The organism is Pseudomonas sp. BIGb0164 (genome assembly GCF_024810135.1).
Classification (GTDB): domain Bacteria; phylum Pseudomonadota; class Gammaproteobacteria; order Pseudomonadales; family Pseudomonadaceae; genus Aquipseudomonas.
The window spans coordinates 162119-177246 of record NZ_JANUEA010000004.1; the positions used below are offsets into that span (position 1 = coordinate 162119).

11 protein-coding genes are annotated in these 15128 nt (G+C 61.1%); all 11 read right to left on the reverse strand.

Annotation, left to right across the window (positions count from 1 at the left end; genetic code table 11):
- Window positions 1–118: 118 nt before the first annotated feature.
- Window positions 119–3400 carry a DUF2126 domain-containing protein gene (locus M2394_RS12175; protein ID WP_259172649.1) on the reverse strand — a complete coding sequence of 1094 codons (3282 nt, stop codon included), beginning with the start codon at window positions 3398–3400 and terminating at the stop codon, window positions 119–121.
- A gap of 188 nt (window positions 3401–3588) precedes the next feature.
- Entirely contained in the window at window positions 3589–4038 is a 450-nt protein-coding gene (locus tag M2394_RS12180; protein WP_259172650.1) for a hypothetical protein, read from the reverse strand.
- Entirely contained in the window at window positions 4035–4955 is a 921-nt protein-coding gene (locus M2394_RS12185; protein ID WP_259172652.1) for an NAD synthetase, read from the reverse strand. The genes M2394_RS12180 and M2394_RS12185 overlap by 4 nt, the downstream gene beginning before the upstream one ends.
- Window positions 4956–5167: 212 nt before the next feature.
- Window positions 5168–7471 carry a YgiQ family radical SAM protein gene (locus M2394_RS12190; protein ID WP_178918686.1) on the reverse strand — a complete coding sequence of 768 codons (2304 nt, stop codon included), beginning with the start codon at window positions 7469–7471 and terminating at the stop codon, window positions 5168–5170.
- A 191-nt stretch (window positions 7472–7662) separates the two neighbouring features.
- Window positions 7663–9060 carry a replicative DNA helicase gene (gene dnaB / locus M2394_RS12195; protein ID WP_016972593.1) on the reverse strand — a complete coding sequence of 466 codons (1398 nt, stop codon included), beginning with the start codon at window positions 9058–9060 and terminating at the stop codon, window positions 7663–7665.
- Between the two features lie 110 nt (window positions 9061–9170).
- On the reverse strand, window positions 9171–9617 hold the full coding sequence (gene rplI / locus M2394_RS12200) for a 50S ribosomal protein L9 (RefSeq protein WP_003171376.1): 447 nt from the start codon (window positions 9615–9617) through the stop codon (window positions 9171–9173).
- An 18-nt stretch (window positions 9618–9635) separates the two neighbouring features.
- The gene (locus M2394_RS12205) at window positions 9636–10529 is read right to left on the reverse strand and encodes a hypothetical protein (RefSeq protein WP_178918685.1); all 894 of its coding nucleotides are present in this window, start codon (window positions 10527–10529) and stop codon (window positions 9636–9638) included.
- A gap of 36 nt (window positions 10530–10565) precedes the next feature.
- Window positions 10566–10796 (reverse strand): 30S ribosomal protein S18, encoded by a 231-nt coding sequence (gene rpsR / locus M2394_RS12210; RefSeq protein WP_002551829.1) that lies wholly within the window; start codon window positions 10794–10796, stop codon window positions 10566–10568.
- 28 nt (window positions 10797–10824) lie between these two features.
- Window positions 10825–11247 carry a 30S ribosomal protein S6 gene (gene rpsF / locus M2394_RS12215; protein ID WP_008035342.1) on the reverse strand — a complete coding sequence of 141 codons (423 nt, stop codon included), beginning with the start codon at window positions 11245–11247 and terminating at the stop codon, window positions 10825–10827.
- A 325-nt stretch (window positions 11248–11572) separates the two neighbouring features.
- A complete protein-coding gene (gene rlmB, locus M2394_RS12220; protein WP_178918684.1) occupies window positions 11573–12328 on the reverse strand; it encodes a 23S rRNA (guanosine(2251)-2'-O)-methyltransferase RlmB in 756 nt (251 codons plus the stop codon).
- Complete coding sequence (rnr, locus tag M2394_RS12225; protein ID WP_178918683.1) at window positions 12325–14961, reverse strand: ribonuclease R; 2637 nt, start codon at window positions 14959–14961, stop codon at window positions 12325–12327. Before rnr ends, rlmB begins: the two co-directional genes overlap by 4 nt.
- Between the last annotated feature and the right edge of the window lie 167 nt (window positions 14962–15128).

The window sequence follows — 15128 nt, forward strand, 5'->3', positions numbered from 1 at the left end:
AAGGGGGCTCAGATTAACTCAACAAACACTGCAAATCCCTGTACGGCCCCGGCTTTTGTAGTGAGCGAGCTTGCCTCGCGCGGGTAAGCCCGCTCACTACAAAAGCCGGGCAATACCGCTATGGGTGAAAACGCCGCAGATCCAGGGTCATCGGCAACTCATCGTTGATCACCACGGCGGGCACCGGTTGCTTCCCAGGGGTGTGCCCCAAGCGGAAAAACCTCGCCATGCGTCGGCTCTCCGCTTCGTTGGCATTCACCGGCAGGCTGTCGTAATTGCGCCCCCCAGGATGGGCCACGTGATACTGGCAGCCCCCCAGCGAGCGTTGCATCCAGGTGTCGAGCACGTCGAACACCAACGGCGCATGCACCGGGATAGTCGGTTGCAGGCAGTTGGCCGGTTGCCAGGCGCGATAGCGCACGCCAGCGACGAACTCACCCACCCGCCCGGTGGCGTGCAGCGGCACCGGGACGCCGTTGCAGGTCAGCAGGTAGCGTTGCGGCGCCAGCCCGGTGAGCTTGACTTGCAGGCGCTCCAGGGATGAATCCACGTAGCGCACCGTGCCACCCACCGCGCCCTCCTCGCCCAGCACATGCCAAGGCTCCAGGGCCTGGCGCAGCTCCAGTTCGATCCCACTGACGGCATAGTCGCCGACCTTGGGAAAGCGGAACTCCAGGTGCGCCGCAAACCATTCGGCACGCAGTGGGTAACCGGCGGCGTTGAGTTCGACGATCACGTCGGCAAAGTCTTGCTCGATAAAATGGGGCAGCAGGAAACGGTCATGCAGTTCTGTGCCCCAGCGCGCCAGCTTCGGTGGCGCATAGGGTTCGCGCCAGAAGCGCGCGACCAGCGCACGCAAGAGCAACTGTTGGGTCAGGCTCATGCGCGCATGGGGCGGCATTTCAAAGGCGCGCAGCTCCAGCAGGCCCAGGCGGCCGGTGGCGCCATCCGGCGAGTAGAGTTTGTCGATGCAGAATTCGGCGCGGTGGGTATTGCCCGTGACGTCGATCAGCAGGTTGCGCAGCAGGCGGTCCACCAACCACGGCGGGCAGTCCTCACCCGGGGCCGGCATTTGCGCGAAGGCGATCTCCAGCTCATACAGCGCATCGTTACGGGCCTCATCCACCCGAGGTGCCTGGGACGTCGGGCCGATAAACAGGCCGGAAAACAGGTACGACAAAGAGGGATGGTTATGCCAATAACTGATCAAGCTGCGCAGCAGATCGGGCCGACGCAAAAACGGTGAATCCTTGGGCGTGGCGCCGCCCAGCACGAAGTGGTTGCCGCCACCGGTGCCGGTGTGGCGCCCGTCGATCATGAATTTTTCCGTGGTGAGGCGGGTTTGCCGCGCCTCTTCGTAGAGAAATTCGGTGCGCTCCACCAACTCGTCCCACGTCGCGGACGGCTGCACATTCACTTCGATCACACCCGGGTCCGGGGTCACACGGAAGTTGCTCAGGCGTGTATCGGCCGGCGGCTCGTAGCCCTCCAGCAGCACCGGGCAATGCAGTTCTTCGGCCGTGGCCTCGATGGCGGCCACCAGCTCAAGGTAATCCTCGACGCGCTCCAGGGGCGGCATGAACAGGTACAAGCGCCCTGCCCGGGCTTCGGCGCATAGCGCGGTGCGGGTCAGCCAGTCAGCGGACTGGTCCACCTTCGGCACGCGCTCATCACTCGGCGCGGGTTCGTCGTGGGTTTGCAACTGGGCCGTGGTCGGCAGCTCTGGCAGATCCTGATTGGGGTCGGTGGGATGCACGAACGGGTATTCAGCCGCCGTCACCCACGGCTGCGAGGCCAACGGCAGGCGATAGCCCAGCGGCGAGTCACCTGGTACCAGGCGGCAGTGATTGTCTCGCAGGTACCAGCGCCCACTCTGCCAACGGTCATTGGCCGCCGTGCGCGCCAGCGGCAGCACTTGGCCGATGACTTTATCCAGGCCCTGGCTGAACACTTTGCGCAGGCGTTCGCGCTCCAGATCGTCGCTCAGGCGTGGGTCCTGGGCGGTGACGTTTTGCGGCAACGCACCTTCGCGCCACAGGTAGTAGAAGTTGTCCTCATAGGCCGGGAACACAAAGCGCGCCGGCAGCTTCAGGCGCTCGGCGACGCTGGCCAAGAAACGCCCGGCCATCTCGCCATCGGCGCCGTAGTCCTCTTGTTCATCGGCAATCAGCGCGCTGTTGTGCCAGATCGGCACACCGTCGCGGCGCCAGTAGCAGTTGAGCGACCAGCGCGGCAATTGCTCGCCGGGGTACCACTTGCCCTGGCCGAAGTGCACCAGGCCCTTGGGTGCGTAATGCTTGCGCATGCGCTGGAACAGCTCGGCAGACAAGCGTCGCTTGTCTGGCCCAAGGGCGGCGGTGTTCCACTCGGCGCCGTCGGGGTCATCAATGGACACGAAGGTCGGCTCGCCGCCCATGGTCAGGCGCACATCGTCCTTGAGCAGGTCGCCGTCAATCTGCCGGCCAAGGGCCTGGATCGCCAGCCATTGTTCTTCGGTGTAGGGCTTGGTGACGCGCGGCGCCTCCCAAATTCGCTCAACCGACATCTCGTGGGTGAATTCGCACTCGCAGGGCTCCACCAACCCACTGATCGGCGCGGCAGACGAGGGATCAGGACTACAGGCCAACGGGATATGCCCTTCACCGGCGAACAGGCCCGAGGTGGCATCCAGGCCGATCCAGCCGGCGCCGGGCAAATACACCTCACACCAGGCGTGCAGGTCGGTGAAGTCCACTTCCGTGCCGGAAGGGCCGTCGAGGGCTTTGACGTCGGCGGTGAGCTGGATCAAGTAACCCGAGACAAACCGCGCCGCCAGCCCCAGGTTGCGCAGGATCTGCACCAGCAACCACGCCGAATCACGGCAGGAACCGGAGGCGTTCTCCAGGGTGAATTCCGGGGTTTGCACGCCCGGCTCCATGCGGATCAGGTAGCCAATGTCGGCGGCCAGGCGCTGATTGAGGCCCACCAGGAAATCCACCGCTGGCAAGGGCGTGCGGTCGATACCCGCCAGGTAGGCGGCGAACTTCGGCGTCAACGGCAGGGTTTCCAGGTACGGCGCTAGCTCGCGCTGCTCATCGGCGGCGTAGCTGAAGGGGATTTTTTCGGCGTAGGGCTCCAGGAAAAAGTCGAACGGGTTGAACACCGCCATCTCGGCGACCAGGTCGACTTCGATACGCAGTTCGTCGGTCTTTTCCGGGAACACCAGGCGCGCCAGGTAGTTGCCTTGGGGGTCTTGCTGCCAATTGATGAAATGCTGCTCGGGCAGCACTTTCAGCGCGTAGGACAGAATCCGCGTGCGGCTATGGGCGGCTGGGCGCAACCGCACGATCTGTGGGCCGAGTTCGACAGCGCGGTCATAGCGGTAATGCGTAACGTGGTGCAACGCGACATGAATCGACACGGCGGCCTCCTGCGAGCCAGGGCATGGGAACAAAGCGCGCAAGACTTATGCCAGAGCGGCCGTCATTGCGCTTTATCGTGAGACCCGGTGCAGTACAGCACCAAAACGGCGCCGAGGGCGGTGCCATGGTGCAAGTGACGCACATATTTGTGGCGCGGGTGTGAAGCGGGGGTGGGGAATCTACCCAGTCAGCGGGCGTTGTGCCGGGTATTGAGCGCTTGGCGCAGGTGGCGAATTTCCACCAATTTTTTGCGCATCTCCCGATGGCGCTTGCTGTTGAGTGTCAATAATCCGAGCAATGGGAATAACAGCGCCAACCCAAATAGAGCCTTCTGAGGCTGGTATTGAACCATTGGAAACACAAACAGCAGGCAGCCGGCGTAGATTCCCACCATCACCCACACCCAGGAGGGTCGGCCTCGCAAAATCATAAAGTTGCTGTGGACCGTCAATAGAATCAGCAGCGCCCCGACAGACATGATCTTGAGCCCCACTTGGGCAAGGGGCGCATCACGAAAATAGGTAATGAACGCCAACGCCACAGCCAATGCCAAAGAAAAACAGGCGGCAAATACGCTGCCCATAAACGTCAGAAAGTATTGTCTGAAAAAGTCGCGCAGCGTGATCAATTCGCTCATTCGTTGACCTCCTCGTACAACCCGATCGCGATGGTATTGATGTTTCCGGAATAGGCGCTCCCACCAAACCCAATCGTTGCGCCCAAAACGTCTTTAATTTGGGTGGTCGTACTGTGCTTGAGCTGCGTAGGGGTGAAACGCTTGGTGAGTTCACCCGATGCCTGCCTGAGCTTGAGCAACTTCGAGGTCAAACTTGGATCATTGATGCTCAGCAGTTCTTTCGTCAGTTTGGCCCTTTCCTGGCGATTCAAACCGCGAAGCACTTCCCGCAGGCTCTTGCCCGTCGAGGCCTTAGCGACCTTGACCAGCTTGACCGTCGTGAGAGCCGAAGCGCCAACGCCTGCCAGCGAAGCAGCGTCCAGCACAATGGAAGCATTCTGGTACCAGCCTTCGCTGTCGAGCCAATCGTTTACCTCTGGCTTGGCAACTTCCAGCGCTGTGCGGGCAATACCATTGAAACACTGGAGCGTACTGGCGCCGGCAGCTGCATACCCCACCACCACGATGACGGAACTGGCGCCAGCACTGAAAGGCACCAGGATTGTTCCACTGGCGATCGCCGCCCAACTGATGACAGCGCCCAGGCAGGAGATCCCGGTATTCACGGCTTCACCGATGAGGCGAGATTCGCGAGGGTTACTCACCACATGCTCAGCAAACTGCGCCGGCGCGATGTACTTCTGTGCCTCGCGCAAAATGATGCGCTTGGGCTTGATGCTGCAAATGGGCTTGAATTCACGCAGGGTCACGACATTGAAATCGGCGTCGATATACACCACGCCTGCACCGACGATACCAGGGTCGGCGTCGATGGCCGCGAACAGGCGCGGCAGGTTGATCTGGCTTTCAATGCGCTGGCGCGCCATGAATTGGGAGCGGTTGGAGTCCATGCCGATGGAGGCCAGGGGGTTGCCCATAAGTGTTCTTCCTTGAGGATGATGTTGGCCATACTGGCCTCATCGCGGGCAAGTCCGGCTCCCACAATTTAACCGTGTGAATCCGATCAACTGTGGGAGCGGGCTTGCCTGCGATGGCGATTCAATGGGCGCCACCTTAACAAACAGGCTCGCCAGCGAATAGAAAGCAAAACGCCAGCACGAGGCTGGCGTTTTGCTCATTCAGGCTGCGATCAACGCGGCACGACCGGCTTGCGTGCAGGCTTGCCGCCCTTGCCCTTGGCGGCATCGCTGCGCTCCTTGGCGGCCTGCTTGTTGCGGGCCTGGGCCGCGGCCTTGGCTTGTTCGCGCTTGTCCCACGGATTGCTGCCATCACTGCCACGCGGCGGCAAGCCGGTGTGCTGGGTGAGGATCCTGGTGGTGGTTTCCTTGGCGACCTTGTGGCTGCCAGCCGGCGTCGAGTTCTTGCGACGGGCGCTCTGGTAGCTGTCGGTGTTCGGCTGGTGCAGTGGAATCAACTGGTCCTTGCCCGGCCCGATCAAGTCGGCGCGGCCCATGCGGGTCAGCGCTTCACGCAGCATCGGCCAGCCTTTCGGGTCGTGGTAGCGCAGGAACGCCTTGTGCAGGCGGCGTTGCTCCTCGCTCTTGACGATGGTCACCGCGTCGCTCTTATACGTGACCTTGCGCAGCGGGTTCTTACCCGAGTGGTACATCGCAGTGGCGGTGGCCATCGGCGACGGGTAGAACGCCTGCACCTGGTCAGCACGGAAGCCGTTGCCCTTGAGCCACAGCGCCAGGTTCATCATGTCCTCATCGGTGGTGCCCGGGTGGGCCGCGATGAAGTACGGGATCAGGTACTGCTCCTTGCCCGCTTCCTTGGTGTACTTCTCGAACATGCGCTTGAACTTGTCATAGCTGCCAATGCCCGGCTTCATCATCTGGTTGAGCGGACCTTCCTCGGTATGTTCCGGGGCGATCTTCAGGTAGCCACCGACGTGGTGGGTGACCAGCTCTTTGACGTACTCCGGCGACTCCACGGCGAGGTCGTAGCGCAGGCCGGAGGCGATCAGAATCTTCTTCACACCCGGCAACGCACGGGCGCTGCGGTACAACTGGATCAACGACGAGTGGTCGGTGTTCAGGTTCGGGCAGATGCCCGGGAACACGCACGACGGCTTGCGGCACGCGGATTCGATTTCCGGGCTCTTGCAGGCGATGCGGTACATGTTCGCGGTCGGGCCGCCGAGGTCGGAGATCACACCGGTAAAGCCCGGGACCTTGTCGCGGATCTCTTCGATCTCGCGAATGATCGACTCTTCGGAACGGTTCTGGATGATGCGGCCTTCGTGCTCGGTGATGGAGCAGAAGGTGCAGCCGCCGAAACAGCCACGCATGATGTTCACCGAGAAACGGATCATGTCGTAGGCCGGGATCTTCTCCTTGCCATACGCCGGGTGCGGAACCCGGGCGTAGGGCATGCCGAACACGTAGTCCATTTCTTCGGTGGTCATCGGAATGGGCGGCGGGTTGAACCACACATCCACTTCACCGTGCTTCTGCACCAGGGCGCGGGCGTTACCCGGGTTGGTTTCCAGGTGCAGCACGCGGTTGGCGTGGGCATAGAGCACCGCGTCGTTGCGCACTTTCTCGACCGACGGCAGGCGAATCACGGTCTTGTCGCGGGTCATCTTCGGGCTGGCCAAAATCTGCACGACCTTGGCTTCTTCCGGATCGTCCTGCGGCCCCTTTTCCTGCTCGATGGCGCAGGCCTGGGTGTCCTGGGTATTCACGTACGGGTTGATGATCTTGTCGATCTTGCCCGGACGGTCAATACGGGTGGAGTCCACTTCGTACCAGCCCACCGGCGTGTCACGGCGGATGAACGCGGTGCCGCGCACGTCGGTGATGTCTTCAATCTTGTGACCCCACGACAGGCGCTGGGCAACTTCGACAATCGCGCGCTCGGCGTTGCCGTACAGCAGGATGTCGGCGGTGGCGTCGATCAGGATCGAGTTGCGCACGCGGTCCTGCCAGTAGTCGTAGTGGGCGATGCGGCGCAGGGAGGCTTCGATGCCACCGAGTACGATCGGTACGTTCTTGTAGGCTTCCTTGCAACGCTGGCTGTACACCAGGCTGGCGCGGTCCGGGCGTTTGCCGGCCATGCCGCCAGGGGTGTAGGCGTCGTCGGAACGGATTTTCTTGTCGGCGGTGTAGCGGTTGATCATCGAGTCCATGTTGCCGGCCGCGACGCCGAAGAACAGGTTCGGCTCGCCGAGCTTCATGAAGTCGTCTTTGGACTGCCAGTTCGGCTGGGCAATGATCCCGACGCGGAAGCCCTGGGACTCCAGCAGCCGGCCGATGATCGCCATGCCGAACGAAGGGTGGTCAACGTAGGCATCACCAGTGACGATGATGATGTCGCAGGAATCCCAGCCAAGCTGATCCATCTCCTCCCTGCTCATGGGCAGGAATGGCGCTGGACCGAAACATTCGGCCCAGTACTTGGGATAGTCAAATAACGGCTTGGCTGTTTGCATGACGGTGACCGGTGTTGAGATGAAAAATCGCGGGCGCGGAATATAGCACAAATTTTGACCAATTCCGACGGCAGCAGTCGGAATTGTGGAGAAGCCATCGCGGGCAAGCCCGCTCCCACACCTGGATTGTAAACACCTTCCAATGTGGGAGCGGGCTTGCCCGCGATGAGGCCCTTACAGGCGCAGGAGCACTACTCGTCGTCGTCGAAGTTATAGCTGCCCGGCGCGAGGTTCTCGAAGCGGGTGTACTTGCCGATGAACGCCAGGCGGATAAAGCCGATCGGGCCGTTCCGCTGCTTGCCGATGATGATCTCGGCAATGCCTTTGTGTTCGGTCTCGGGGTGATACACCTCGTCGCGGTACACGAACATGATCACGTCGGCGTCCTGCTCGATCGCACCCGATTCCCGCAAGTCGGAGTTCACCGGGCGCTTGTTGGGACGTTGTTCCAGGGAACGGTTGAGCTGGGACAACGCCACTACCGGGCAGTTGAATTCCTTGGCCAGGGCCTTGAGGGACCGGGAAATCTCGGAAATCTCGTTGGTACGGTTGTCACCGCTGGAACCCGGGATCTGCATCAACTGCAGGTAGTCGATCATGATCAGGGCGATGTCGCCGTGCTCACGCACCAGGCGGCGGGTACGCGCGCGCATCTCGGAGGGGCTGATGCCCGCGGTGTCATCGATGAACAGCTTGCGGTCGTTGAGCAGGTTGACCGCCGAGGTCAGGCGCGGCCAGTCGTCGTCTTCGAGTTGGCCGGAACGCACCTTGGTCTGGTCGATACGGCCCAGGGACGACAGCATCCGCATGATCAGCGATTCACCTGGCATCTCCAGGGAGTACACCAGCACGGCCTTGTCGCTGCGCAACACGGCGTTTTCCACCAGGTTCATCGCAAAGGTGGTCTTACCCATGGACGGACGGCCGGCGACGATGATCAAGTCGGCGGGCTGCAGGCCGCTGGTCTTCTCGTCGAGGTCGGTGTAGCCGGTGGAAATACCGGTGATGGCCGCATCGGTGTTGAACAGCGTGTCGATACGGTCGATGGCCTTGGTCAACAGCTCGTTGACGCCCACCGGGCCGCCGGTTTTCGGGCGTGCTTCGGCGATCTGGAAGATCTGGCGCTCGGCTTCGTCGAGGATCTCTTCGGCGGTGCGCCCTTCCGGGTTGAAGGCACTGTCAGCGATCTCGGTGCTGATGCCGATCAACTGGCGCAGCGTGGCCCGCTGGCGCACGATCTGGGCATAGGCCTTGATGTTGGCGACGGATGGCGTGTTTTTCGCCAGCTCGCCGAGGTAGCCCAGGCCGCCGACCTGGGAGGTCTGGCCTTCCTTGTCCAGCTGTTCGGCCAGGGTCACCACGTCGATGGGCGAGTTCTGGTCGGCCAGCTTGGCAATGGCGCGGAAGATCAGGCGGTGGTCATGGCGATAGAAGTCACCGTCCGAAACTTGATCCAGCACGCGTTCCCAGGCGTTGTTGTCCAGCATCAAGCCACCGAGCACGGCCTGTTCGGCCTCGATGGAATGCGGCGGCACCTTCAGGGCAGCGGTTTGCAGATCGTATTGCTCAGGAGCTGAAATATCGTTCATGGCCACTTGGAATTTGGGGTGTGTAGAAAAACAAAAGGCACGACCTGTAAACAGGATCGTGCCCGATGTTAACCGCCTGGCACGCGAGGTGCCAGTCAGTTAGGTGCGGCTTAAGCTGCTACCACGACAACGCGTACGGTGGCTTCAACTTCGGCGTGCAGGTGCACGGCTACGTCGAATTCGCCTACGTTGCGGATGGTGCCGTTCGGCAGACGAACTTCGCTCTTCTGCACTTCAACGCCGGAGGCGGTCAGTGCATCAGCGATGTCGTGGGTGCCGATCGAACCGAACAGCTTGCCTTCGTCACCAGCGGTGGCAGTGATAGTCACTTCCAGCTCAGCCAGTTGGGCAGCGCGAGTTTCGGCCGACGCTTTTTTGTCTGCTGCTGCTTTTTCCAGCTCAGCACGACGCTCTTCAAACGCAGCCAGGTTGGCAGCGGTTGCAGCGGTGGCTTTGCCGTATGGCAGCAGGTAGTTACGACCGTAGCCGGCCTTAACGTTCACTTTGTCGCCCAGGTTGCCCAGGTTGGCGACTTTTTCCAGAAGGATCAGTTGCATGTGAAAATCCTCTAACTTTTAACCTTCACCGTTCGCGTTATCGGCGTCTTTCGGCGCCAGACGACCGCGAAAATCAATCAGGCCGTCGACAATGGCCAAGACCACGAGTAACGGATAGATCAGCTGCATGAACAGCAACAGCGTGACGTACAACCCCACCAGCCAGAACTTGGCCAGGCGCTTTCGCGCAACCAGCCCATGAATCAGGGCCAGCCCGGCAAACACCAGCGGTACGCTGCAAATCGGCGCCAGCAAGGCCATCTGTGGACCGAAGTTCGGCCCGACAACCATGCACGCCAGCAGCAACATCGCCGGCCCCGCGGGAATTCTGATACTGCGAAACTCGCGACCAAAACCACCCGGGTTATACAACAACGCCTGCCAATAACGCCCAAGAATCAGGCTCAGCACGCTGACGACCTGCAACAATGCCGCAATCAGGCCGGTCAGGACCGGGGCAATCAGTGACGCGAACCGCGCTCGCTCATCTACCGTCAACTGCTGGTAGAGATCCCCGAGGGCCAGCGGCAGGATCTTGACGATCTCTTGTGCCAGCGCCTCGATTTGCGGGCGGAAAGCCGCGCCAAGCATCACTGAATACACCAAACCCAATGCCACGCTGACCAGCAGCGTGCGGACCCAGGACTCACTTGCGCGTAAAACCAACGCAAGGCTCGATGACCCCAGCAGTACCAGAAGTACCCGTGGATCACCGAATTGCAGCCACCAGATCAAGGCCGGCAACAATCCCAGGGCAAGAACGCCAAGGGCGTCCTTCAAACCGCGCCGCAGCAGCACAAGGCAACCTGCGGCAGCACCCAACCAATAAAGCAACGGCAATGCCGCACATCCAGCCACTACCAGAGTGGCCTGCACGCGACCGCGCATGATGAACTCAGCTAAGGCGCGCATGCATTCAATCCCTTACTACTTATCGACTGCCCGGTCTCAGCGGCCGTGGCTGTCGGTGTAGGCCAGCAGGGCCAGGAAGCGGGCGCGCTTGATAGCGGTGGCCAGCTGACGCTGATAACGAGCTTTGGTACCGGTGATGCGGCTTGGAACGATTTTGCCGGTCTCGGATACGTAGGCTTTCAGAGTGTTGAGATCTTTGTAATCGATCTCTTTCACGTCTTCAGCGGTGAAGCGGCAGAATTTACGACGACGGAAGAAACGTGCCATTTGATAGGCTCCTTAAAAGGTCCGTGGATTACTCGTCAGCGTTATCGCTGTTGTCGCTGTCATCACCATCAACGCCTTCGGCGTCGGAGTGCTCAGGACGGTCGCGACGCTCACGGCGCTCACTGCGGTTTTCTTCAGCCTTGAGCATCTCGGATTGGCCGGTAACGGCTTCTTCGCGACGGATGACCAGGTTACGGATCACTGCATCGTTGTAGCGGAAGTTGTCTTCCAGCTCGGCCAGGGCCTTGCCAGTGCACTCAACGTTCAGCATCACGTAGTGAGCCTTGTGAACATTGTTGATTGCGTAAGCCAGTTGACGACGGCCCCAATCTTCCAGACGGTGGATTTTGCCGCCGTCTTCTTCGATCAGCTTGGTGTAACGCTCAACCATGCCGCCGACTTGCTCGCTTTGATCCGGGTGGACCAAAAAGATGATTTCGTAATGACGCATGAATGCTCCTTACGGGTTGTAGCCTGCCGCTCAAAAACGGTCAGACAAGGAGTGAATGACACTTATGGATCTTGCCGCAGGGAGGCACATAGGTACCTGCCAGGAAGGCAAGGGGCGCAATTGTAGAGAAGGGGGAGAAAGGGCGCAAGGTGATTGGTGATTATTTGAACAATCTACCAATCGTCACAAACCCCATTGCAGGAGCCGGCCTTTGTGGAAGCCGGGCTTGCCCGCGATGCAGGCACCTCGGTCTTTCAGCATTACCGAGGTGATGCTATCGCAGGCAAGCCAGCTCCCACACAAGCCGGCGCCTACAGGGAGGGGATTACTTCTTGGTCTTGGCCTTGGCGCCGCGCTGGCGCTGGGCTTCGAACAGGCACACGCCGGTGGCGACCGACACGTTGAGGCTGCTGACGCTGCCAGCCATCGGCAGGTGCACCAGGTAGTCGCAATGCTCACGGGTCAGGCGGCGCATGCCTTTGCCTTCGGCTCCCATGATCAGGATGGTCGGGCCAGTGAGGTCCTGGTCATAAATGCTGACCTCAGCCTCCCCCGCCGTGCCCACGACCCACAGGCCGCGTTGCTGGAGCTTTTCCAGGGTGCGCGCGAGGTTGGTCACGGCGACCAACGGAATCACTTCCGCCGCGCCGCAGGCCACCTTACGCACCACGGGCGTCAGGGTGGCGGACTTGTCTTTTGGCACGATCACCGCCAGCGCACCGGCAGCATCCGCCGAACGCAGGCAGGCACCGAGGTTGTGCGGGTCGGTCACGCCGTCCAGCACCAGCAACAGCGGCGCACCTTCGGTACGGTCGAGCAGTTCGTCGAGCATGGCCTCACCCCAGACCTGGCTCGGGCTGACGTCCGCCACCACGCCCTGGTGGACGCCTTCGACCCACGCATCCATCTCGCGACGCTCGGCCTGGCCGATGGCAACCTTGTTTTGGGTAGCCAGCTCGACCAGCGCCTGTACGCGCGGTTCGCTGCGACCTTCTGCCAACCACACCTGCTTGACGCGCTTAGGGTGGTGACGCAGCAGTGCTTCTACGGCGTGCACGCCGTAGATTTTTTCCAGACTCATGACTTGGCCTTAGGTTTGCGCGACCCGCCGCTCTTGGCAGGGGCCGAACCCGCTTTTGGCGGGCCTTTACGGTGTTTGCTCGGTTTGCCCGACGGTTTTTCCGACCCGTGGGACTTTCCCCCAGACGCCGCTTTACCACCGCTTTTGGCTTCGTTGAGCAACTGCTGCTTCAACTCACGGCTCTTGCGCACTTCGGCGTTTTTCGCCGCCGCGTCGCTTGGGCGGTAGGCTTCAGGGGCCTTGTCCTTGGCAGAAGAGCGGCGAGCCGGCTTGGCTGGCGCAGGCTCGGTGGCTGCTGCTTTCGCAGGAGCGTCTTTGCCCTTAGCGGCCGGCGTCGCGGTTTTGCTGCCGCGGTTTTTACGGTTGCCAGGCGATTCGGCCGGCTTGTCGGACATGCCGAAGTCGATCTTGCGCTCGTCGAGGTCGACGCGCATGACCTGTACTTCCACCGTATCGCCCAAACGGAAGCTGCGACCGGTGCGCTCGCCCGCCAAGCGGTGATGCACAGGGTCGAAATGGTAGTAGTCACCCGGCAAGGCAGTGACATGCACCAGGCCTTCGACGTAGATATCGGTCAATTCGACGAACAGACCAAAGCCGGTCACGGCCGTGATCACGCCCGGGAACGATTCGCCCACGCGGTCTTTCATGAACTCGCACTTGAGCCAGTTCACCACGTCGCGGGTGGCTTCGTCGGCACGGCGCTCGCTCATCGAGCACTGCTCGCCCAACTGCTCCAGGGCCGCTTCGTCGTACGGATAGATCCGCGCCTTCGGAATGGTCATGGCGCCAGCACGCTTGACGTGCGGGGTGTTCTGCTTGGAATGGATCACGCTGCGGATGGCGCGGTGCGTAAGCAGGTCCGGATAACGACGGATCGGCGAGGTGAAGTGGGTGTACGCCTCGTAATTCAGGCCGAAGTGGCCCTGATTATCCGCGCTGTACACCGCCTGGCTCAGGGATCGCAGCATCACGGTCTGGATCACGTGGTAATCCGGACGATCCTTGATGCTGGCCAGCAGAGCCTGGTAATCCTTCGGCGTCGGGCCGTCCTTGCCTTTGTGCAGGGACAGGCCGAGCTCGCCAAGGAACGCACGCAGTTTTTCCAGGCGCTCCGGCGGTGGGCCGTCGTGCACGCGGTACAACGCAGGAATTTCGTGCTTTTTCAGGAACTCAGCGGTGGCCACGTTGGCCGCCAGCATGCATTCCTCGATCAGCTTGTGCGCGTCGTTGCGCGTCGTCGGGGTGATCGCGGCGATCTTGCGCTCGGAACCGAAGACAATCCGGGTTTCCTGGGTTTCAAAATCGATCGCGCCACGGGTATGACGGGCGCCCAGCAGTACCTTGTAGAGCGCATAGAGCTGCTTGAGGTGCGGTACCACGCCAGCGTATTCGCCACGCAAGGCCTTGGCTTCGCTGGTCTTCGGTGTTTCCAGGATGGTGCTGACCTTGTTGTAGGTCAGGCGTGCCTGGGAGTGGATCACCGCTTCGTAGAACTGGTAGTCGGTCATTTCGCCGGTTTTCGAGATAGTCATCTCGCACACCATGGCCAAACGGTCGACTTTCGGGTTCAGGGAGCACAGGCCGTTGGACAATTCCTCCGGCAGCATCGGAATCACGCGCTCGGGGAAGTACACCGAGTTGCCACGCACCTGGGCCTCGGCGTCCAGGGCCGAACCGATCTTCACGTAGCTGGAGACGTCGGCAATCGCCACGTACAACTTCCAGCCACCGGAGAACAGGCGCAGCTTGCCTGGCTTGGCTTCGCAGTAAACGGCATCGTCGAAGTCGCGGGCGTCTTCACCGTCGATGGTGACAAACGGCAGATGGCGCAGGTCGATGCGCTTCTCTTTGTCCTTCTCTTCCACTTCGGGCTTGAGCTTGCGTGCTTCTTTGACGACAGCTTCAGGCCAGACGTGCGGGATATCGTAGGTGCGCAGCGCCACATCGATTTCCATGCCCGGCGCCATGTAGTTGCCGACCACTTCGATCACGTCACCCTGCGGCTGGAAGCGCGGGGTTGGCCAGTGGGTGATCTTCACCTCGACGAACTGGCCGATCTTGGCATTGGCGTTGCGACCCGGGGTGATCAGCACTTCCTGCTGCACCTTGGGGTTATCCGGCACGACAAAGCCGATACCGCCTTCTTCGAAGTAACGCCCCACGATGGTCTCGTGACCACGGGACACCACTTCGACGATCACGCCTTCACGACGACCGCGACGGTCGAGGCCGGAAACGCGCGCCAAAGCGCGGTCACCGTCGAACACCAGGCGCATTTGCGCCGGGCTCATAAACAGGTCATCGCTGCCGTCGTCCGGGATCAGGAAGCCAAAGCCATCACGGTGACCGGCGATGCGGCCCAGGATCAGGTCGAGCTTGTCCACGGGCGCATAGGTGCCACGGCGGGTGTAGATCAGTTGTGCGTCGCGCTCCATGGCGCGCAGGCGGCGGCGCAGCGCTTCGAGTTGGTCTTCGGTGGTCAGACCAAATTCTTCAACCAGCTGCTCGCGGCTAGCAGGCGAACCCCGATCGGCGAGATGCGCCAGGATCAGTTCGCGGCTAGGAATAGGGTTTTCATATTTTTCCGCTTCACGAGCGGCCTCGGGATCGAGGGACTGCCAATCGGCCATTAGAGAGTTTTCACCTTGTCTATATGCGGGTTAGTTTGGCATACGCGTATTGAAACGGGAAATTTCAGGCATCAACAAGCGTTTAAAAGCCCTTTCCAGCCCCCACGGCGCACCTTGCATGACCATTGGCGAAAAATTCCAGGCTTTTTTCATGGCAGGGGTTTACA